Here is a 20,244-nt window from a genome sequence, read left to right on the forward strand (position 1 = left end):
ACAATTTTTCGCACTGACGTTCGAACCCACCCGAGTGGGTTTCGGGTGGGTTCGAACGGGACTACTTGGCCGTCTTCGAAGCTGCGGGCTTCTTCGCCGCGGCGGGCTTCTTGGCCGCCGTGGTCTTGGCCGCGGCAGGCTTGCGGGCGGGCGCCTTGCGCTTCGGGGCCGGGCCCTTGGCGCGCTTCTCGGCGAGCAGCTCGGAGGCACGCTCCGGCGTCAGCTCCTCGATGCTGTCGGCCTTGCGCAGGGTCGCGTTGAACTCCCCGTCGGTGACGTACGGGCCGAAGCGCCCGTCCTTGACCACCATCGGCTTGCCCGACACCGGGTCCTCGCCCAGCTCCTTCAGCGGCGGCTTCGCCGTCGCCGACCGGCCACGCTGCTTCGGCTGCGCGTAGATCGCCAGCGCCGCTTCGAGCGTGATGTCGAAGAGCTGGTCCTCGGTCTCCAGCGAGCGCGAGTCCGTGCCCTTCTTCAGGTACGGCCCGTAGCGCCCGTTCTGCGCGGTGATCTCGTCGCCGGACTCCGGGTCCTTGCCGACCACGCGCGGCAGCGAAAGCAGCTTGAGCGCGTCGTCGATCGTGACGCTCTCGATCGCCATCGACTTGAACAGCGAGCCGGTACGCGGCTTCGGCTGCTTCGCCTTGTGCGCCTTCTTCTGCGCGGCGGTCGCGCCCTCCGGCAGCTCCTCCGGCTCGGGCAGCACCTCGGTCACGTACGGCCCGAAGCGACCGTCCTTGGCGACGATCTCGTGCCCGCTGACCGGGTCGGTGCCCAGCACGCGGCCTTCCTGCGGGGTGGCGAACAGCTTCTCCGCCAGCTCCAGCGACAGCTCGTCGGGCGGCGTGCCCTCCGGCAGGTTCGCGCGCTGCGAGTTCCCGTCGACCTCACGCTCGAGGTACGGCCCGTAGCGGCCGACGCGCACGACGATCGTGTGCCCGTCGGAGTCGCTGAACAGCGGGATCGAGTTGATCTCGCGGGCGTCGATGTCCTCGACACTGCCCTCGACGAGCTTCTTAAGCCCTCCGAGACGGCCAATCGAGCCGTCGACGCCCATCTCGCCACCGAAGTAGAACTTCGACAGCCACAGCGTGCGCTGCTCGTCGCCCGCCGCGATGCGGTCGAGCTCGTCTTCCATGCCCGCGGTGAAGTCGTAGTCGACGAGGCGCTCGAAGTGCCGCTCCATCAGCCCGATCACGGCGAACGCGACCCAGGACGGGACCAGCGCGGAGCCCTTCATCCACACGTAGCCGCGGTCCTGGATGGTCTTGATGATCGACGCGTACGTCGACGGGCGGCCGATGCCCAGCTCTTCGAGCTTGCTGACCAGGCTCGGCTCGCTGTAGCGCGCCGGCGGGGACGTGGTGTGCCCGTCCGGGTTCAGCTCCGAGGCGGTCAGGCCCTGGTCCTTGACCAGCTGCGGCAGTCGGCGCTGCTTGTCGTCGGCCTCGCCACCGGTCTCACTGTCGACGGCCTCGACGTAAGCCTTGAGGAACCCGGCGAAGGTGATCGTGCGGCCGGACGCGGAGAACGTGCACTCCTCGCCGCTGGTCGCCAGCCCGGCGATCCGCACGGACATCGTGGTGCCCTTGGCGTCGGCCATCTGCGAGGCGATCGTGCGCTGCCAGATCATCTCGTACAAGCGGAACTCGTCGGTGTCGAGTTCGCCGGCGACCTGACCAGGCGTGCGGAAGACCTCACCGGACGGGCGGATCGCCTCGTGGGCTTCCTGCGCGTTCTTGACCTTGCGCGTGTACTGGCGCGGGCTGGCCGCGACGTACTCCTTGCCGTACAGCTGCGTCGCCTGGCTGCGCGCGGCCGTCAGCGCCGACTCCGACAGCGTCGTGGAGTCGGTACGCATATAAGTGATGTAACCGTTCTCGTACAGCCGCTGCGCGATCCGCATGGTGCGCTCGGAGGAGAACCGCATCTTGCGGCCCGCTTCCTGCTGCAGCGTCGAAGTCATGAACGGCGCGTACGGCTTGCGGGTGTACGGCTTCTCCTCGACGCTCGCGACCTTGAAGTCACGCCCGTTGAGACCCTGCGCCAGCCGGATCGCGTCGGCCTCGGCCAGCACGCGGACCTCGCTCGACGCGGACTTGAGCTGACCGTCCGGGCCGAAGTCGCGACCCGTGGCGAGCCGAGCGCCATCGACGGCGATCAGCCTGGCCGGGAAGTTACGCGGAGTCGCGTCCTCGCCCGCGTCCATCGTCGCGGAGATGTCCCAGTACGAAGCCGAAGTGAAGCGCATGCGCTCACGCTCACGCTCGACCACGATGCGGGTCGCGACCGACTGCACGCGGCCCGCCGAGAGCTTCGGCATGACCTTCTTCCACAGGACCGGCGAGACCTCGTAGCCGTAAAGCCGGTCGAGGATGCGGCGGGTCTCCTGCGCGTCGACGAGGTCGCCGTCGAGCTCGCGGGTGTCCGCGGCGGCGGCCTGGATGGCCTGCTCGGTGACCTCGTGGAAGACCATCCGGCGCACCGGGACCTTGGGCTTCAAGGTCTCCAGCAGGTGCCACGCGATGGCCTCGCCCTCGCGGTCGGGGTCGGTGGCGAGGTAGAGCTCGTCGACGTCCTTCAGCAGCGCCTTCAACTCGCTGACCTTGGACTTCTTGTCCGGGGTCACGATGTAGAGCGGCTTGAAGTCGTGGTCGACGTCCACGCCGAGCCGCGCCCACGCCTCACCCTTGTACTGGGCGGGCACGTCGGCGGCGCCGCGCGGGAGGTCGCGGATGTGGCCGACCGAGGACTCGACGACGTAGTTCCCGCCGAGGTACGGCGCGATCTTGCGGGCCTTGGTGGGCGACTCGACGATCACCAGCCGGCGACGCCCGGCGCCGTTCCCGGTGTCGCTCTTCTTCGTCCGTGCTCCAGCCACGCTGTCCCGCTCTCCGCTCATTCCGCTGTTCGACCAGTCAGTGTGCACCGCCTGACCGGCCGGTCAACGCCCAGGTAGGGCAACACGCCGACCGGCTCATGCCAAGCGCATCGCCGTTGACCTCGGCAATGTTTCCTTTCCAGAGCTAGCACGTGATGTCGCACACGTGCCCGCCGGGGGTATCAGTAGCGACTCGCATACCCTCCGTTCGACGGTGGTGGGCGTCACAGGTCGCCGCTTGACTGACTACCACACGCGACCGGAAGGAACCCACGATGACGCGACGCCTGATCGGCATCCTCTTCGCAGCACTGACCACGACCGCGCTGGTCGGCACCGCCGCACCGGCCACCGCAGCCGTCCAAGCAGCGAATTTCGCCGGGACCGTCGCGCTGTCGAACTGCTCCGGCTCGCTGGTCAAGCTGGCGGGCGCGGCCGACACCGACCCCGGACTGGTGCTCTCGAACGGTCACTGCCTCGAATCCGGCTTCCCCTCGGCTGGCCAGGTCATCACGAACAAGGCGTCCACCCGCTCGTTCACCCTGCTGAACGCGAACGCGGGGTCCGCGGGCACGCTGCGGGCTAAGAAGATCGTCTACGCGACGATGACCGACACCGACGTGTCGCTCTACCAGCTCAACGAATCCTACGCCCAGATCAAGGCACGCACCCGCATCTCGCCGCTGGAGCTGGCCTCGACGCACCCGACCGCGGGCAACCACATCGACATCGTCTCCGGGTACTGGAAGCGGATCTACTCGTGCAACATCGACGGGTTCGTCTACCAGATCAAGGAAGGGTCCTGGACCTGGAAGGACTCGATCCGCTACACCCCCGAGTGCAAGACCATCGGCGGCACCTCCGGCTCCCCGATCATCGACTCGGCGAGCGGCAAGGTCGCGGGCGTCAACAACACCGGCAACGAGGACGGCGCGCGCTGCACCGTCAACAACCCGTGTGAGGTCGCCCAAGACGGCACGGTGACCGTGCGCAAGGGCACGAACTACGGGCAGCAGACCTACCGCTTCTACGGCTGCCTCAAGGCCAGTGAGCTCGACCTGAGGAACCCCGCTTGCGCGCTTCCTAAGCCGTAGCGATCACCCTGCCCGTCTGGCCGTCTCCGGCCAGGCGGGCAGTGCCGCGGCCGGTGGCCTGCCGATCAGCTCGGCGAAACAGTCGAGACGGCGACGCCCCGTCACCTTGATGGCCGGGCCACCACCACGCGGGCCGACCAGCTGGGCGGGCACGCCGAGCGCGGCCAGCGCGGCGACCAGCGGCTCATGGGTCTCCGGCGCGTCGAGGTCCACCGCGAGCAGGTACGACCGCTCGGCGGACCGGCCGCAGGCGAGCGCCCACAGCCGCAGCATCGCCCCGTCCAGCCGGAACCCGGCCGGAACGGACTTCTCGGCGCCCCACTGCCCGGCCATCGGCAGCAGATCGACCCGGAACGGCGTCCTGACCAGCGGCTCACCCTCGTCCGACGCGCCGACCTCGGCGTCCACGCCGCGCCTTCGGCATTCGTGCGCGATCAGGCTCGCCCGCCACGGCTGCTCGACGCGCACGGTCAGCCGCGCGGCCGTCCGCCCGAAGCTCGCCAGCCGTCCCTGACCGCAGAGCAGCCCGGCGAGATCGGCGAGCCTCGGTCCCCTGGCCTCCGCCGAGAAGAACGAGATCTGATCCACACCCCACAGGGTAGAACACCAGTTCGATTACTGCCTAGGCTCAGTTGCCCTGCCTGGACAGCGGCGAGCCCGTCTCACTCGGCGGTGAAAGCTGCTGGCAGGTCGGCGCCTGCCTGCTCGCCAGCGCCAGGTCCGGCACCGAGTGCAGGCCACGCATCAGATCGAGCCGCGAGATGTCGTCCAGCGGCTCGCCGGCGCCGGCGAGCGCCTTCTTGATCGCCGACGGCTCCTTGGCCGTCTCGAGTCGTTGCCTCGCCTCGGCCGCACGGGTCCTGATGTCGGTGAACGACTTCGTGGCCCGGTCACGCACCTCGGCGCCGCCCGGCACCGGGGAAGGCTCCATCCCGGCCAGCGTCGCGAGCGAACCGTCCAGCCCGCCGATCACGGAAGTGAGCAGCTCACGGGTGGTGACGGCGGCACGCGCCGGGGAGCTCGGGTCGACGACCGGCATGGTCGACAGCGTCCGCACCAGGCCGAACGCGGCCTTGCAGTACCCCTCCGTCCAGAGCACCACCCGATCACCGCCGGACCCGCCCGCCGAGCCGGGCCTGACGCTCGCCTGGGATCTCGGCTGCTGCCCGCACGCGGCAAGGGACAAGCCGAGTAAAAGGCAAAGTCCTGTTGAAATGGCGGCGAAAACGGTACTCCGCGGCCGCAAAACCCTTGCACCTCCTGCAAACGCAGTATCAAAACCGTTACCGACGGTACCGGTCACCCGGCGGTTTGCAAGTCGCCGGGCGGTGCGCGCCTCAGCCGGAGATGTTCTTGCAGTTCGGGGCTTTTTCGATCGCGGCGGCGAGTGCCGGTGAGGCCTGGAGGTCCTTGAGCGGATCGACGATCGAGTCGGTGATCTCGGCCGCGGTCTGCAGCCCGGCCATCGCGTCGGTCAGCGCCTGCTGGTCACCGGGCGCCGCGGCGTCGAGCTTGGTCTTGGCCGCCTTGACCTTCTCGGCCGCGGGCTTGTAGGCGTCGATGAGCTTCTGCTTCGCCGCGTCACCGGCGGCGTCCGGCGCCTTCGCGAGCTTGCCCAGCGAGCCGACCGCGCCGTTGAGCGCGTCGTAGATCTTGCCGTACAGGGCGGAGATGCTCTTGCGGCCGGCGTCCGGGTCGGACGGGTCCATGTTGCCGGAGTCCTGGCCTGCGTTTTCGATGGCCTTCAAGCCGGACAGCGCGCCGCAGTAGTCGTTGACCCAGCCTGCCGGGTCGGTCGCGCCGGAGGGCGGCACGGGCGTGGGCACCGGAGCCGAGGTCGCGGACGAGCCGGAATCGGACGGCGCCGAGCTGGACTGGCCGGACGGCGCGGGCGCGGCGTCCTTCTTCTCGTCGCCGCCACAGGCGGTGAGCGCGAGCGAGAGGGTGAGGCCAGCGGCCACGAGAGAGAGGCTGCGCCTCATTGAGCACTCCTTGGGGACGGGAAAGCCAACCGCAAGGCACGCTACTCGATCACAGCCGTCCCGGGCCCGTCACAAAGTTGTGACGGGCCGGGGACGAGTGGTTGCTACTTGTCCAGCGCCTTGCAGTTCGGCTGGTCCTTGCCCGCGGCTTCGAGCTCCGGAGCGCCCTTGATCTGCTTCTCGGGGTCGAAGGTGCTCAGCGAGGTGCCGATCGACTGGAAGGCCAGCGCCGCCGCCTGCACGGCCTGCGCGTCGTTGTCGGGAGCCGCGTCGAGCTTCTGCTTGGCGGCCTTGATCTGGTCGTCGACCGGCTTGAGGGTGTCGAGGAAGGTCTTCTTCGCCGCGTCACCGGCCGCGACCGGGGCTGCGGGCAGCTTGGTGAGCTTCTCGACGGCGGGGCTGATCGCGCCACCGAGGGTCTCGAACAGCTGGGAGATGGCCTTCTTCTTCTCCGCGACCGTGGCGGTCTGGGCGGGAGGAGAGATCTTCGAGGCGTCGAGGTTCGCGAACTCCGTCAGCGAGCCGCAGAAGTCGTTGACCCAGGCGCCCGCGTTGCCCGCCGGAGCGGCGGCGGACGAGGAGCCGGCCGGGGCGGGTGCCGGGGACGAAGGCGACGGGGCGGCCGTCGACGGCTTGTCCGCGGAACCGCAGGCGGTGAGCGCCAGCGCCAGGGCGACCCCTGCGCCGGCAAGACTGAGGCTGCGCCTCATGGTGAACTCCTTAGTAAAGGGACTTTCAAGCGATTCGGACGGTACTCGATCACAGAACACACAGGGCCCGCCACGCGAAAACGCGTGACGGGCCCAGGTGGGTTACAGCCGTGGCTAGCTCGCGACCTCGGCCGGAGTGTCCGACAGCACGGTGCCGCGCTTCTTCGACACCACGATCGCCGCCACGATGATCGCGACCGCGACCAGCGAGATGACGATGCGCAGCGGCGTCGACGCGTCGTCGCCGATGGAGAACTGCACGACCGCGGGGGCGATCAGCACGGAGACCAGGTTCATGACCTTGATCAGCGGGTTGATGGCCGGGCCGGCGGTGTCCTTGAACGGGTCACCCACGGTGTCACCGATGATGGTGGCCTCGTGCGCGTCCGAACCCTTGCCGCCGTGGTGGCCGTCCTCGACCAGCTTCTTCGCGTTGTCCCACGCGCCACCGGAGTTGGCGAGGAAGATCGCCATCAGGGTGCCGGTGGCGATGGCGCCTGCCAGGTAACCGGCGAGCGCGCCGGTGCCGAGGCCGAAGCCGACCGCGATCGGGGCGAACACGGCGAGCAGACCGGGGGTGGTCAGCTCACGCAGCGAGTCACGGGTGACGATGTCGACCACGCGGCCGTACTCGGGGCGCGTGGTGCCCTCCATGATGCCCGGGATGTCGCGGAACTGGCGGCGCACTTCGTACACCACCGCGCCGGCGGCACGCGAGACCGCGTTGACCGCGAGACCCGAGAACAGGAACACGACCGCCGCGCCGACGATGACGCCGACGAGGGTGTTCGGGCTGACGACGGTGTTGATGAACGCGTCCATCGCGTTCGTCGCCGTCTTGGCCGCGTCCGGGACCTTGGCCAGCGCCTTGGTGATCGCGTCCTGGTAGGAGCCGAACAGCGCGGTCGCGGCCAGCACGGCCGTCGCGATCGCGATGCCCTTGGTGATCGCCTTGGTGGTGTTGCCGACCGCGTCCAGCTCGGTGAGGATCTGCGCGGCCTTCTCGTCCACGTCACCGGACATCTCGGCGATGCCCTGCGCGTTGTCCGAGACCGGGCCGAAGGTGTCCATCGCGACGATGACGCCGACGGTGGTCAGCAGGCCGGTGCCGGCGAGCGCGACGGCGAACAGCGCGACGCCGCCGCCGAGCAGGTAGGCGCCGAACACGGCGCCCGCGATGACCAGCGCGGTGTAGACGGCGGACTCGAAACCGACCGAGATACCGGACAGGATGACCGTGGCCGCACCGGTTTCCGAGGTCTTGCCGACGTCCTGGACCGGCTTGTGCTCGGTGCCGGTGTAGTAGCCGGTGAGCTTCAGGATGATCGCCGCCAGCACGATGCCGATGATCACCGCGACGGTCGCGATGACCGCCGGGTTGCCGGACTGACCGGTGGTGCTGACACCCTCGAAGCCCGCGAAGGAGTTCGGCAGGTACACGAACGCCGCGATCGTCGACAGCACCGCGGAGATGGCCGCGGAGATGTAGAACGCGCGGTTGATCGTGACCAGGCCGCCTTCGCCTTCCTTGGCCTTGGTGATGTAGACACCGATGACCGCGGTGATCACGCCGATCGCCGGGACGATGAGCGGGAACAGCAGGCCGTGCACGCCGAACGCCGTGCTGCCCAGGATCAGCGCCGCGACCAGCATGACCGCGTACGACTCGAAGAGGTCGGCCGCCATACCGGCGCAGTCACCCACGTTGTCACCGACGTTGTCGGCGATGGTGGCCGCGTTGCGCGGGTCGTCCTCGGGGATGCCCTGCTCGACCTTGCCGACCAGGTCGGCGCCGACGTCGGCGGCCTTGGTGAAGATACCGCCGCCGACACGCATGAACATCGCGATCAGCGCGGCGCCGAAACCGAAGCCTTCCAGCACCTTCGGCGCCTGGCCCGCGTAGACCATGACGACGACAGCGGCACCGAACAGGCCGAGGCCGACGGTGATCATGCCGACCACGCCACCGGTGCGGAACGCGACCCGCATGGCGACTTCGCGACCGCCCGCCTCGCGTGACGCCGCGGCCACCCGCAGGTTGGCCTGGGTGGCCAGCCACATGCCGAGGTAGCCGATCGCGAACGAGAATCCTGCGCCGACGAGGAAGAACAGGGAGCGGCCGATGCGCTCACCCCAGCCTTCCGCCGGCAACGCGAACAGCAAGAAGAACACGCCGATGCCGAAGATGGCGAGTGTGTTGCGCTGTCGCTTGAGGTAGGCGGCCGCGCCTTCCTGCACCGCCTTGGCGATGTCCTGCATCTTGGAGGTGCCCTGGCCCGCGGCCAGAACCTCCTTGAGCAGCACATAGCCGATGACGAGTGCGGCAAGGGCGACCACGGCGATCACACCGACGATGGTGTAATCACCTCCGGAGAGCTCTAGGCCCTCCGCGAGGAACTGCCGGGACATTCGTCCTCCATGAGACGTCGCCTTTTCCAATGCCGGAAGGCCGGCGAACCGGCGTGCCGTCATTGGCATGGGATCTACACCACAAGTGGTGTGGTTTGCCGGAGTGTATTGGTACTGCGTGGGACGTCGGCAAGGCGTCCCGATACTGATACGTTGAGTGATCTTGTGAGACTGCTCACTAGATCGATTCTTCGCAGGCGCGGCAAGGAATCCGGAACAGGGTTTCGGAGGTTGTCGGTGCGCTGTGCCAAGCTCCTCGGGTGGCAGGCGTGATGGACGGGGAGCGAGCGCGCGCACTGCTGCGCCGGATGACGGCGGGCTTGCCGGAAGATCTCGATCCGATCACCCATATAGCGCAATTTCCCGCCAGGGTCGCGAGCTTCGCCGAGTGGCCGTCGTGGGCGCCGCCGGTGGTGGTGGACGCGTTCCGGTCCTCGGGTGTCGAACGTGCTTGGACACACCAGATCGAAGCCGCCGAATATGCGCGTTCCGGGCGTGATGTGGTCGTCTCGACCGGCACCGCGTCCGGCAAGTCGTTGGCGTACCAGTTGCCGGTGTTGTCCTCGCTGACCGAAGACGAGCGCGCGTGCGCGCTGTATCTCTCCCCGACCAAGGCGCTGGGCGCCGATCAGCTGCGTTCGGTGTCCTCATTGGAGGTGCCGGGCGTACGGCCTGCTTCCTTCGACGGCGACACCCCGATGGCCGAGCGGGACTGGGTGCGCGCGCACGCGCGGTGGGTGTTCACGAACCCGGACATGCTGCATCGCGGGATTCTCGCGTCGCACGCGCGCTGGGCGCGGTTCTTCAAGCGGCTGTCCTATGTGGTCGTCGACGAGTGCCACAGTTATCGCGGGGTCTTCGGCTCGCATGTCGCGCTGTTGTTGCGGCGGCTGCGGCGAGTGGCCCGGCATTACGGCGCCTCACCGGTTTTCGTGCTGGCCTCGGCGACGACGGCCGAGCCAGCCGCGTTCGCGAGCAGGCTCGTCGGCGCGGACTGCGCAGCCGTCACCGAGGACGCCTCGCCGCGCGGCCCGCGCACGATCGCGTTGTGGGAACCGCCTCTGCTGGAAGACTTTTCGGGCGAGAACGGGGCGCCGGTCCGTCGCTCGGCAGGCGCCGAGGCAGGCCGGATCCTCGCCGAACTCGTCATCGAGGGCGCGCGCAGCCTGGCCTTCGTGCGGTCCCGGCTGGGCGCCGAGCTGACCGCGATCGGCGCGCGCCGCATTCTGTCCGAAGTGGACGGTTCGCTGCCCAGGCTGGTGGCCGCGTACCGGTCCGGCTACCTGCCGGAAGAACGCCGCGCGCTCGAAGCGGACCTGCTCGCCGGGCGGCTGCTGGGGGTCGCGACGACGAACGCGCTGGAGCTCGGCGTCGACATCGCCGGGCTGGACGCGGTGGTGCTGGCCGGTTATCCGGGCACACTCGCCTCGTTCTGGCAGCAGTCGGGACGCGCCGGCCGGTCCGGTGATTCCGCGCTGGTGGTGTTCGTCGCCCGCGACGATCCACTCGACACCTATCTCGTGCATCACCCCGCGGCGATACTCGACCGCCCGGTCGAAACCGCGGTGCTCGATCCGGCGAATCCGTATGTGTTGGCGCCGCAGCTGGCTTGCGCGGCGGCGGAGTTGCCGCTGACGACGGGTGAACTCGACGTGTTCGGCGGCGAAGCGGCGAAAACCGTGCTGGACGGCCTGGTTTCCGACGGCGTGCTCCGGCGGCGGCCGAGCGGCTGGTACTGGACGTCACGGGACCGGCCACAGCACGAGGTGGACATCCGTGGCTCCGGCGGCGAGCAGATCGCGGTGGTGGAAGCGGATTCCGGCCGGATGCTCGGCACGGTCGACCCTGGCTCGGCGTGTTTCACGGTGCACCCGGGTGCGGTGTATCTGCATCAGGGCAGTTCTTATGTGGTCGACGAGCTGGACTTCGAAGCCGGGCTCGCGATGGTGCACGCCGAGGCGCCGGACTGGAACACCCAGCCGCGCGAGGTGGTGGACATCGCCGTGCGGAAGACGGTGCTGCGCAAGGATTACGGCGGGGTCAGCGTCTGCCTCGGCGAGGTGGTGGTGACCTCGCAGGTGGTCGGCTATCTGCGGCGGCGACCGTCCGGCCAGGTGCTCGACCACGTTTCGCTCGACCTGCCGGAGCAGGTGCTCGAAACCAGGGCGGTCTGGTACACGATCTCGCCCGAACTGCTGGAGGTACGCGGGGCACCGGGGGCGCTTAGGCCTTGAGCCGGCGCGCGTCCCCGGTGCCCTGCATGCCGCCGAGCACGCGGCGATCGGCCTGCTACCGCTGTTCGCCACGTGCGACCGATGGGATATCGGCGGAGTGTCCACCGCGTGGCACGACGACACCGGGGAGGCGACGGTGTTCGTGCACGACGGTCATCCCGGGGGTGCGGGATTCGCCGACCGCGGCTTCGCCGCGGTGTTCCCATGGTTGGACGCGACGCGGGAGGCGATCATCTCCTGCGAGTGCCCGGCGGGTTGCCCGTCCTGTGTTCAGTCGCCGAAATGCGGGAACGGCAACGACCCACTGGACAAGGCGGGTGCCGTGGCCGTGCTGGACACCGTGCTCGGGGCTTTGCGTCAGCACGGGGGCCAGTCCGGCCACGGGGTGGATCAAGCGGCCGAAGACTCGACCAGGTGAACCGCGTGCTCGCCGTCGAGCGCGCGCACCAGCACGTCGTGCACCGCCGAGGCTTCCGGCAGCTGCCAGCCCCAGACCTCGGGCTTGACCCGCCAGTGCACGACGCCGTGCTGGAAGGGCGACGGCGGCAGCGGGATCCAGCTGCCGGCGCCGTGCCATTCGATGGAGGCCTGTGCGGCCAGTGCGGCGGGGATGGTCGTCGCCGCGGTGGTGAGGAACAGCCAGCGGCCGTTCGGCATGGCGACGATGGGCGCGGGGTGCCCGGTCGCGCGGAGGAGGCGGGCGGCGCGCTTGCCGAGGTCGTCGTCGACCTCGATCGCGTCGAGCACGGTGCCGGTCGCCACGAGGAGGCTGTGCGTCTTGTCGCAGAACCACTCCGCCACCTGGTGCGGGTGGGCGCCGATGACGTCGCTCCAGTTGTCGTACGCCGGCACGGGCCTGCGCCAGGTCAGGTCGTCGTCCTCGCCGCGCACCGCGACGGGGTTGACACCCGGCAGCACCGGCCAGCCACGCCACGCGAGGCCGATCGCCTCGGCGCGCAGCTCGATACGGAAAGCGTTGCGCCAGCTGTCCGGCCAGTTCGCGTCCAACATTGTTTCCCTGCCTCCATCTTGCTTCCTGCTGCCGCCACTCGCTCGTAGTGGCGTACATCTCAATAAACGGCAAGTTGCACATTGCCGGTAGAGCCCGCGCGACAACCGGTGGTTACGGGGCGATGAACGCGCGGTAGTTCAACGGCTCGACCGAACTGCCGCTTACCGATCATCCGGCCGCCGGTACCACTGCGAGGCCGTTCGCCGCAGCCAGAACCAGGGGTGACGGTTTCGTCGGCTTCCGCGTGGTTCTTGAGGTACGGCCGTTCGGCGGGGGCCAAAAGTTCCAAATGACCGCTCGGCGCGCGAAGACGACCGCTGCTCGTGATCTGGACCACTCGACGCCGCGTTCGGCGGGTCAGCCGCGCGGTCCGCTCGTCGTCCGCTCGTCTCCGGCGCCACTCACGGTGGGCGGTCGACCGGCCCGGCACGGGCTCGCGCGGTCACCGAGCCCCACGGACCGGGTACCCCGCCGAGTTCCATCTCAACCTCGACGAGCGCGTCACCGGAGACGAACCGGCATCCGCTCAGTCCTGTTCCCATCGCGTCGGTGACCCGGCGCGCCCGCTCACAGGACGCCCCGCCCGCCGCGGCCAGCGCGCCGAGATCGGCCGCCGTCTCCGCTCGCCTCCGGCAGATCGAGGCGACCCCGGCCCAGCAGACGGTCATCCCGAGCAGCAGCACCAGCAGCACGGCCACCGCCGCGAGCACCGACGCCGAGCCGCCGTCCCGCTCACCCGGCACCGGACACCCCCGGTTCGAGCAAGGCGAACGCCGTGGCACGCACCCGCATCCCGAACAACAGCCCGCCGGCGGGCGCCACGCCGACCTCGACGGTCACCGCGTCGCCTTCCGCACGCAACGCCAGCATCGCGCCGTCCGGCGCGATACGCCGCACCACGCTTTCCGCCTGCTGCCGCTGACCGCGCGAGACCAGCCGCGCCGCCTCACCGGCGGCGTCGGTGCATCTGAGCAGATCGACGACCACAGCCAGCCCGGCCAGCATCGAGGCCAGCACGAAAGCCAGGGCGCCGAGCGCGACCGCGGCCTCCACGGTCACCGCTCCCCGATCACCGTCCATCACGTGCCCACCGAGAGCGCTCGTTCGATCAGCCCGCGCAACAGGCCGGCCGCCCAGTCACTGGTGACGATCAGATAGATGACTCCGGCGATGGCCGCGCCCGCGAGGGTGATCAACGCGTACTCGGCCGAGATCGCGCCGGCGTCGCCGTACAGGAACCGCTTTTCCATGACTGTTCTCCTTTGTGTGGTCGGTCAGTGCGGGGCCAGCAGCCCGGAGGTGAGCCCGGCGACGACCGGCGCGACGCCAAGACAGAAGAAGGCGGGCAGGAAACACAGCCCGAGCGGCCCGGTGATCAGCACGCCGACGCGCTGCGCCCGCGCCTCGGCCTCGTCCGACACCGTCGCGCGCAGCCTTACCGCGAGTTCGGCGGCGGCCTCGGCCAACGCGGTCCCGGACCGCGCGGTCCGCCGGGCCGCTCTCGCCAGTTCCGCCAGCCCGTCGTGGTCGGCGACCGGCTCCCACGCGAGCACGGGATCGGCCCCGAGTTCGAGCAGATCCGCCGTCGCGCGCAAGGCGTCGTCCTCGGGACCGGCGACCGCGCGAACGGCCTCGGCGACGGGCAGCCCAGAGCGCAGGCAAGCCGCGAGCAGGTCCAGCACGGCCGCCATCCGCAACGGGTCTCCCCGCGCCCGCTTCCGTCTCGGCCACCGCCAGGCCACGTGCCGCCCAGCGGGCGCCAGGCTCCGCATCCGCTCCACCGCGCCCAGTGCCGGTGGCAGTACCGACAAGCCGGCCGCGAACAGGACCATGGCGTTCATACGGTCACCACCCGCCGCGTCAGCCGCGAACTCCACGCGAGGCCTGCCGCGATGAAGCCGGCGCCCAAGACGAGCAGCACCTGACCGGGCGCCGTCGCGGTCAGCACCCGAGCCGGGTCGGCTCCCATCGCCTGCCCGAGCACGATGCCCAGGCAGGGCAGGAACGCGAGCACCGATGCGCTCGACCGCGGTCCGGCCAATCTCGCGTCGGCCTGCCTGGCGAGCCGCACGCTCAGTTCGACGTCACGCCGGACGGCGTCGAGCACCTCGGCCATCGGCAGGCCGTGCCGCTGCGCCAGCGTCCACGCTCCGGTGAGCCTGCCGAGCAGCCCGTCACCCGGCGATTCCGGGAACGGCCCGTCCAGCCGAGCGGCCGCGGCGACCGTTCGCATCGCCCGCGCGGCCTCGCCCGTCGCTTCGGCGGCCGCCGACTCCGCGGCCGCGATCGGATGCGCACCGGCTCGTAGTTCGGTGACCATCGCGCGCAACGCTTCGGCGAACCCGTCGGCTTCCGCGAGCCGCGCTCGCATGACTTGCCGCTCCCTGCGATCGCGTCGCACGGCGAAGCCCAGCAACGCGGCGGCCATGCCTCCACCGGGCCAAGCGAGCATCGCGGAGACGATGAGCGCCAGCCCGCCCAGCCCGGCCCGCCACCATCGCGGCGGCGACCCGTTCAGCGGCCGGATCTTCCCGGCCAGCCCGGCGAGCCGGGCGCCGGCACAGGTCGCTGGCCAGCACAGGAGCGCGGCCAGCCCGAGCAGCGCGCTCACCATGACGACGCCCCGGTGAGCAGCCCGGTCAGGATCGGGCGATGTTCGGTCCACCGGCCCGCGTGCCAGACCCGGCACACCCGCACGCCCGCGCCGCCGAGCCGCACGACCCCGATCTCGTCGAGCCGACGGCCGCGCCCGGGTATCCGCCGCATGTGCAGCACCACCCGCACCGCGGCGCCGAGCTGGCTGTGCAGCGCGGCCCTGGCCAAGCCGCCGAGCGCGGCCAGCGCCTCCATCCGGGCAGGCACCTCCAGCGGCGAGTTCGCGTGCAGCGTGCCCGCGCCGCCGTCGTGGCCGGTGTTCAGCGCGCCCAGCAGGTCGACGACCTCCTGTCCGCGCACCTCGCCGACCACGAGCCGGTCAGGACGCATCCGCAGCGCTTGACGCACCAGCTCCCGCAACGTCACCTCGCCGACGCCTTCGATGTTCGGCGGCCGCGCGATCAGCCTGACGAATTGCGGATGCGCGGGCTGCAGCTCGGCCGCGTCCTCCACACAGACGATGCGTTCCGACCGCGCGACCGCGCCGAGCATGGCCGCGAGCAGCGTGCTCTTGCCCGAGCCGGTGCTACCGGTGACGAGGAACGCCAGCCTCGCCGCGATGATCGCCTGGAGCAGCTCCTTTCCTTGCGTGTCGAACGTGCCGAGCGAGCACAGGGTGGCGAGGTCGTGGGAAGCCGGGCGCAACACCCGCAGCGACAGGCAGGTCCCGTCCGCGGCAATCGGTGGCAGCACGGCGTGCAGCCGCACCCTGCCGTGCGGACCGGTGCCCGGCAGCCAACCGTCCACATAGGGCTGGGCGTCGTCGAGCCTTCGCCCGGCGAGCAACGCCAGCCGCTGGGCGAGCCTGCGCACCGCCGCCTCGTCTTCGAAAACCACCTCCGACAGGCGAAGCCCGTCCGGCCCGTCGGTCCACACCTCGCCGGGCTTGGTCACCAGGACGTCGGTGGTGTGCGGATCCTCCAGCAATGGCTCGAGCACACCGGCTCCGACGAACTCGTGCCGCAGCGAACGCAAGGCACGCAACAGATCCACATGCCCGATGGCGCCACCGGTCTCGGCGCGGACGGCGTCGGCGACGGCCGCGGTGTCCGGTGCGGACCCGGCCGAGGCCAGGCGCAGCCGCACGCGTTCGACGAGTTCGGCGCTCATTAGGCCACCATCCCTGTTGCAGCCTGAACAGATAGGGTTGTGACCACTCGGTCCCGGTGGGTGCATGGCCTTTGGTGCGTGCCGTTTGACGGCCAGCATGAGTACTGCCAGCCCCGCCGGGCCGAGGCCGCTTTACCGGCCTTAGGAACATGCCCCGACCCGGTCGAGGGCCGATTAATGAGCTTCCGGCGAGCGTCCTCACTACCGAGCGGGTCCTTCATCATCGTCAGAGAAGGAGCACCGCACGCGTGTTCGCGGGATGGGACTGGGCCACCGGGTCGCACGATGTGACCGTGATCGACCAGGCCGGAGCGAAGACCGACCGATGGGCGCTGGCCCACGCCGAACCCGGGATCGTCAACGCCCTGGCCCGGCTGCGCCGTCACGGCGATCCGGCCGGGCTGCCGGTGGCTATCGAGACCACCCGGGGACTGGTCGTGGACCGGCTGCTGGCTGCCGGGCACCCCGTGATTCCCATACATCCCAACGCTTTCAACGCCGTCCGTCCCCGCTGGGGCGCGGCCCGGGCCAAGAACGACCCCGGCGACTCCTTCAAGCTGGCCGACTACCTGCGCACCGACGGCCACCAGCTGCGGACGTTGACACCCACGCTGCCCGAAACGCTGGAGCTGCAAGCGCTGACCCGGCAACGCTCCGACCACGTCGAAGCTCGCGTCGCGGCGGTCAACCAGCTTGCCGCGCTGCTGGATGAGCACTGGCCCGGCGGGAAAGCCGTGTTCGCCAGCCTGGACAGCGACATCGCCCTGGCCTTCCTGGACCGCTACTCCACGCCCGCGGACGCGGCCCGCTTGACCGCCGGTCGGCTGGAAGCGTTCTGCAAACGCCACGGCTACTCCGGCAAACGACCCGGCAGCGTGCTGATCGAGCGGCTGCGTGCCGCCCCTACGGCGGCTTCCCGGCTGGGCCCGCAAGTCATCACGCGGCTGATCGGTGTCCAAGTGCGGCTGGTGCGGTCCCTGCGCGTCACCATCCGCGAACTGGACGCCGCCATCGCTGAGGCGGCCAAGACCCATCCCTGGGCCGAACTGATCGCCGGACTGCCCCGGATCGGCACCGTCAACCTCGGTCAGGTCGTGGGCGAGATCGGCCCGATGCTCGAACGCGCCACCGGGTGCGCGCAACTGGCCGCCGAGACCGGCGCCGCACCGGTCACCAAGGAATCCGGCAAGCACCGCCAGGTCAACTTCCGGCACGCGGTCAACCGCCGAGCCCGGCAAGCCCTGATGACCTTCGCCGACAACAGCCGGCACGACAACGACTGGGCCGCGACGATCTACAACAACGCGCGTTCCCGAGGCAAACGCCATCCCCACGCAGTGCGCATCCTCGCCCGAGCCTGGCTGCGCGTGATCTGGGCCTGCTGGCGCGACAAAGCCTGTTACGACCCCACCATCCACCACACCACAAACAAGATCAACAAAGCCGAAGGGTTGACTTAGGAAACTCATGCCGCCACCTCCCCATCGGGCACGGCACGCAACACCGCGCGTGCGGCGACGCCGAGTGGCCCACGGGGATTCAGTTCGAACTTGCCCCTGTCGAGCGCCAGCGCGAGCCCGCGCTCCGGCGGCATCGAGGTGAGCAGTGGCAGCCCGACCGTGCCCGCGATGTCCACGGCCGGGATGTTGTCGGGCGACGGTCCGCGCACGACCAGTGCCACCCGTGCGGCGCGATGCTCCAGATAGCGCTGGATGCGTTGCGCGGCAATGGATGCGCGTACCTCGGCCGGAACGACCACGATCATCAGATCGGCGATGCCGACGACCGCCTCCGTGGTCCGCCCGAGGTTGCGGGGCAGATCGCAGAGCACTTTCCGGCCTGCCCGGCGACCGGCTTCGGCGACGGCGGTGATGGCGTCCACAGAGGACCCGCCGCCCTCCCTGTCGTAGGAGACGAAGGACAGCCGCCCGCCGCGATACTCCTGCGCGGGCAACGCGTCACGCAAGGCCGACATCGACACCCGGCCGGAGCCGACTTGCAGCTCCGACCATCGCAGCCCGCACCGCGCCTCCGCGCCGAGCACGATGTCGATCCCGCCGCCGAGTGGATCGCAGTCCATGAGCAGCGCGCTGCCGCCTTCCTGGCAGACGGCCATGGCGACGGCCGCGGTGAGCACCGAGGCGCCCGCTCCGCCGCGCCCGCCGAGGAACCCGATGATCCGGCCGCCCGGCACGTCCGGGCCGTCGACCAGGCCGGCGAGCTCGGCGATCAGCGCGGCCTCGTCCTCCGGCAGGCTCAGCACCCGCTCGACGCCGGCGTCGAAGACCGATCGCCACACCGGCGGGGCCGGTGCTCCCTTGCACACCAGGAAAACCCCGCGTCTTCGTGGCAGCGTGTTCGGCCGCATCGCGGCTTCCTCGTCGAGGATCACCATGGGCGCGCGCGTCCAGCTCGTCCGCGCGGCCACCAGGTCGGGTGCGCGTTCGGTGCCGCACCCCACCGCGGCCGCGAGGCGGATCACCTCGTCGATGACGGTTTCGTCGTTGGCCACGATGAGTGGCCTGGTTCCGGTGGTCATGTCGAACCCCCTGCTGCGTCGATGTCGATGTCGTTGTCGATGTCGTTCGTCGATGCCTCCACCGTCACGCAGCCGCCACCCCCGCCACAACGCCCGTTTCCCGCACCTGTGGATAACCACCCCGATGTGGACAACTCAGCGGGAAACACCGTTTCCGCGGCGCGACTTGTCGGACCCCTGTGGTATGTGCGGCTCGACACCGCGACCGGGACGCCCGAAAGTGCCGTCTCGCAAGCGATTTGGTCGCCGCGCCCAGTCACCCGTGCGTTCTTTGGTCGCCACGACCAGTGCCGAAAGGGCGGATAAACGGGCGCGCGCACGTGAGTTCGCCGGGTGCGCCCGCACGTTCGATCGGGGTTCGTATTCACCCACCCCGCGAAAAGACTTCCGGCACACTGTTTTCACGCGCTTTGAAACGGCGTTTTCCTTTTACGGGCCACTCCCGGAAACCCTTGCGGGACTTGGGAAAGAAGGAGAAGAAAAGGGACGACCCCCGCCAGGGGGGAGGGGCGGGGGTCGTCGGGGGTTCAGCCCCGGGGGGTCGGACTGAACCTGGCCGGTGTAGCACCGGACTCGCCAACTGTAACTCCATCCGCGCCATCGCGGCACTTCCGGGCACACCCACAATTCGATAACGGCATGAGCGGCCAATCCACGCCCGCTGTGATGAATTTTCCATCGGATCCGGCCGTTCGTGACCGACCAGCAAGATCGAAGACGCGGATACTTCTATTGTGGTGGGGTGGCCGAACCGAACTTCCCTGCCGTACCAGCCGATGTGGCGCCGAACCGGGTCGCGGCGTTCTTCGATCTGGACAAGACGATCATCGCCTCTTCGAGTGCGCTCGCCTTCAGTAAACCGTTGCTGAGAGAAGGGCTGATCAACCGCCGCGCCGCCTTGCGGAGCGCGTACGCGCAGCTTGTTTTTTCACTCGCCGGCGCGGACGCGGGGAAAACCGAGCGGATGCGCCAGGAGGTGTCGGCACTGTGCGCCGGCTGGGACGTCGCACAGGTTTCCTCGATCGTCGAGGAGACCTTGCACGACGTGGTCGATCCGCTCGTCTACGTCGAGGCGACCGAGCTGATCGCCAGCCACAAGGCGGACGGGCACGACGTGATCGTGCTTTCGGCCACCGGCGAGGAGGTGGTGGCGCCGGTCGCGCGGATGCTCGGCGCGACGCGCAGTGTGGCGACCAGGATGCAGATCGTCGACGGCCGCTACTCGGGCCAGGTGGATTTCTACTGCTACGGCGAGAACAAGGCGATCGCCGCGAAGGACCTCGCCGCCACCTACGGCTACGACCTCGCCGAGTGCCACGCTTACACCGATTCGAGCACCGACATCCCGCTGCTCGAAGTGGTCGGGCACCCGTACGCCGTCAACCCCGACCGGCTGCTGCGCAAGCACGCCGCGACCAAGGACTGGCCGGTGCTGACTTTCGACAATCCGATGTCGCTGCGCAACCGGCTGCCGCTCGCGTCACCCACAGCGGTGGCGCTGGGACTGGGCGTGGCTGCCGCGGGGGCGACTTGGTACAGCCTTTCGCGGCGTCGTAAGGACCGTTAGCACCCGGTTCATCACCCTTGTCGGAGCAGCGTGCACCCACTCGGCGGTACC

General features: G+C 69.6%; 17 protein-coding genes and 1 pseudogene. 4 read left to right on the plus strand and 14 right to left on the minus strand.

The window, feature by feature from the left end:
• Window positions 1–61: 61 nt before the first annotated feature.
• Window positions 62–2,881 carry a type I DNA topoisomerase gene (gene topA, locus AB5J62_RS39720; RefSeq protein ID WP_370945179.1) on the minus strand — a complete coding sequence of 940 codons (2,820 nt, stop codon included), beginning with the start codon at window positions 2,879–2,881 and terminating at the stop codon, window positions 62–64.
• A gap of 275 nt (window positions 2,882–3,156) precedes the next feature.
• Here topA and AB5J62_RS39725 point away from each other — a divergent pair, with 275 nt between their 5' ends.
• Window positions 3,157–3,975 (plus strand): serine protease, encoded by an 819-nt coding sequence (locus tag AB5J62_RS39725; protein ID WP_370945180.1) that lies wholly within the window; start codon window positions 3,157–3,159, stop codon window positions 3,973–3,975.
• 3 nt (window positions 3,976–3,978) lie between these two features.
• Here AB5J62_RS39725 and AB5J62_RS39730 read toward each other — a convergent pair whose 3' ends face one another.
• The 5 genes from AB5J62_RS39730 to AB5J62_RS39750 form a co-directional block, all read right to left on the minus strand.
• Complete coding sequence (locus AB5J62_RS39730; RefSeq protein WP_370945181.1) at window positions 3,979–4,563, minus strand: hypothetical protein; 585 nt, start codon at window positions 4,561–4,563, stop codon at window positions 3,979–3,981.
• A gap of 40 nt (window positions 4,564–4,603) precedes the next feature.
• Window positions 4,604–5,077, minus strand: a complete 474-nt coding sequence (locus tag AB5J62_RS39735; RefSeq protein ID WP_370945182.1) for a hypothetical protein — start codon at window positions 5,075–5,077, stop codon at window positions 4,604–4,606.
• Window positions 5,078–5,312: 235 nt separating this feature from the next.
• Window positions 5,313–5,957 carry a hypothetical protein gene (locus AB5J62_RS39740; protein WP_370945183.1) on the minus strand — a complete coding sequence of 215 codons (645 nt, stop codon included), beginning with the start codon at window positions 5,955–5,957 and terminating at the stop codon, window positions 5,313–5,315.
• Window positions 5,958–6,061: 104 nt separating this feature from the next.
• Entirely contained in the window at window positions 6,062–6,667 is a 606-nt protein-coding gene (locus tag AB5J62_RS39745; RefSeq protein ID WP_370945184.1) for a hypothetical protein, read from the minus strand.
• 114 nt (window positions 6,668–6,781) lie between these two features.
• On the minus strand, window positions 6,782–9,076 hold the full coding sequence (locus AB5J62_RS39750; protein WP_370945185.1) for a sodium-translocating pyrophosphatase: 2,295 nt from the start codon (window positions 9,074–9,076) through the stop codon (window positions 6,782–6,784).
• A 308-nt stretch (window positions 9,077–9,384) separates the two neighbouring features.
• On the opposite strand from AB5J62_RS39750, the pseudogene AB5J62_RS39755 reads away from it, so the two are divergent.
• A pseudogene (locus AB5J62_RS39755) lies at window positions 9,385–11,728 on the plus strand (DEAD/DEAH box helicase).
• Here the strand turns inward: AB5J62_RS39755 and AB5J62_RS39760 are convergent.
• From AB5J62_RS39760 to AB5J62_RS39790, 7 genes are all read right to left on the minus strand, one after another.
• The gene (locus tag AB5J62_RS39760; protein ID WP_370945186.1) at window positions 11,701–12,321 is read right to left on the minus strand and encodes a bifunctional DNA primase/polymerase; all 621 of its coding nucleotides are present in this window, start codon (window positions 12,319–12,321) and stop codon (window positions 11,701–11,703) included. The pseudogene AB5J62_RS39755 and the gene AB5J62_RS39760 sit on opposite strands and share 28 nt — an antisense overlap.
• A 402-nt stretch (window positions 12,322–12,723) precedes the next feature.
• Window positions 12,724–13,065: an Rv3654c family TadE-like protein gene (locus AB5J62_RS39765; protein ID WP_370945187.1), complete on the minus strand. Its 342-nt coding sequence runs from the start codon at window positions 13,063–13,065 to the stop codon at window positions 12,724–12,726.
• Window positions 13,055–13,381, minus strand: a complete 327-nt coding sequence (locus AB5J62_RS39770) for a TadE family type IV pilus minor pilin (RefSeq protein ID WP_370945188.1) — start codon at window positions 13,379–13,381, stop codon at window positions 13,055–13,057. Before AB5J62_RS39770 ends, AB5J62_RS39765 begins: the two co-directional genes overlap by 11 nt.
• Before the next feature lie 20 nt (window positions 13,382–13,401).
• Window positions 13,402–13,572, minus strand: coding sequence for a DUF4244 domain-containing protein (locus AB5J62_RS39775; RefSeq protein ID WP_370945189.1), 171 nt, complete (start codon window positions 13,570–13,572; stop codon window positions 13,402–13,404).
• Window positions 13,573–13,596: 24 nt separating this feature from the next.
• Window positions 13,597–14,163, minus strand: a complete 567-nt coding sequence (locus tag AB5J62_RS39780) for a type II secretion system F family protein (RefSeq protein WP_370945190.1) — start codon at window positions 14,161–14,163, stop codon at window positions 13,597–13,599.
• Window positions 14,160–14,936, minus strand: coding sequence for a type II secretion system F family protein (locus AB5J62_RS39785; RefSeq protein ID WP_370945191.1), 777 nt, complete (start codon window positions 14,934–14,936; stop codon window positions 14,160–14,162). Before AB5J62_RS39785 ends, AB5J62_RS39780 begins: the two co-directional genes overlap by 4 nt.
• Window positions 14,930–16,087, minus strand: a complete 1,158-nt coding sequence (locus tag AB5J62_RS39790) for a TadA family conjugal transfer-associated ATPase (RefSeq protein ID WP_370945192.1) — start codon at window positions 16,085–16,087, stop codon at window positions 14,930–14,932. The genes AB5J62_RS39785 and AB5J62_RS39790 overlap by 7 nt, the downstream gene beginning before the upstream one ends.
• A gap of 248 nt (window positions 16,088–16,335) precedes the next feature.
• Here AB5J62_RS39790 and AB5J62_RS39795 point away from each other — a divergent pair, with 248 nt between their 5' ends.
• A complete protein-coding gene (locus AB5J62_RS39795; RefSeq protein ID WP_370945193.1) occupies window positions 16,336–17,547 on the plus strand; it encodes an IS110 family transposase in 1,212 nt (403 codons plus the stop codon).
• Between the two features lie 5 nt (window positions 17,548–17,552).
• Here AB5J62_RS39795 and ssd read toward each other — a convergent pair whose 3' ends face one another.
• Window positions 17,553–18,626, minus strand: a complete 1,074-nt coding sequence (gene ssd, locus AB5J62_RS39800) for a septum site-determining protein Ssd (protein ID WP_370945194.1) — start codon at window positions 18,624–18,626, stop codon at window positions 17,553–17,555.
• Window positions 18,627–19,368: 742 nt separating this feature from the next.
• Between ssd and AB5J62_RS39805 the strand changes: the two genes are divergently transcribed.
• Window positions 19,369–20,193: an HAD family hydrolase gene (locus AB5J62_RS39805; protein ID WP_370945195.1), complete on the plus strand. Its 825-nt coding sequence runs from the start codon at window positions 19,369–19,371 to the stop codon at window positions 20,191–20,193.
• Window positions 20,194–20,244 lie beyond the last annotated feature (51 nt).

Source organism: Amycolatopsis sp. cg5, assembly GCF_041346955.1.
GTDB lineage: Bacteria > Actinomycetota > Actinomycetes > Mycobacteriales > Pseudonocardiaceae > Amycolatopsis.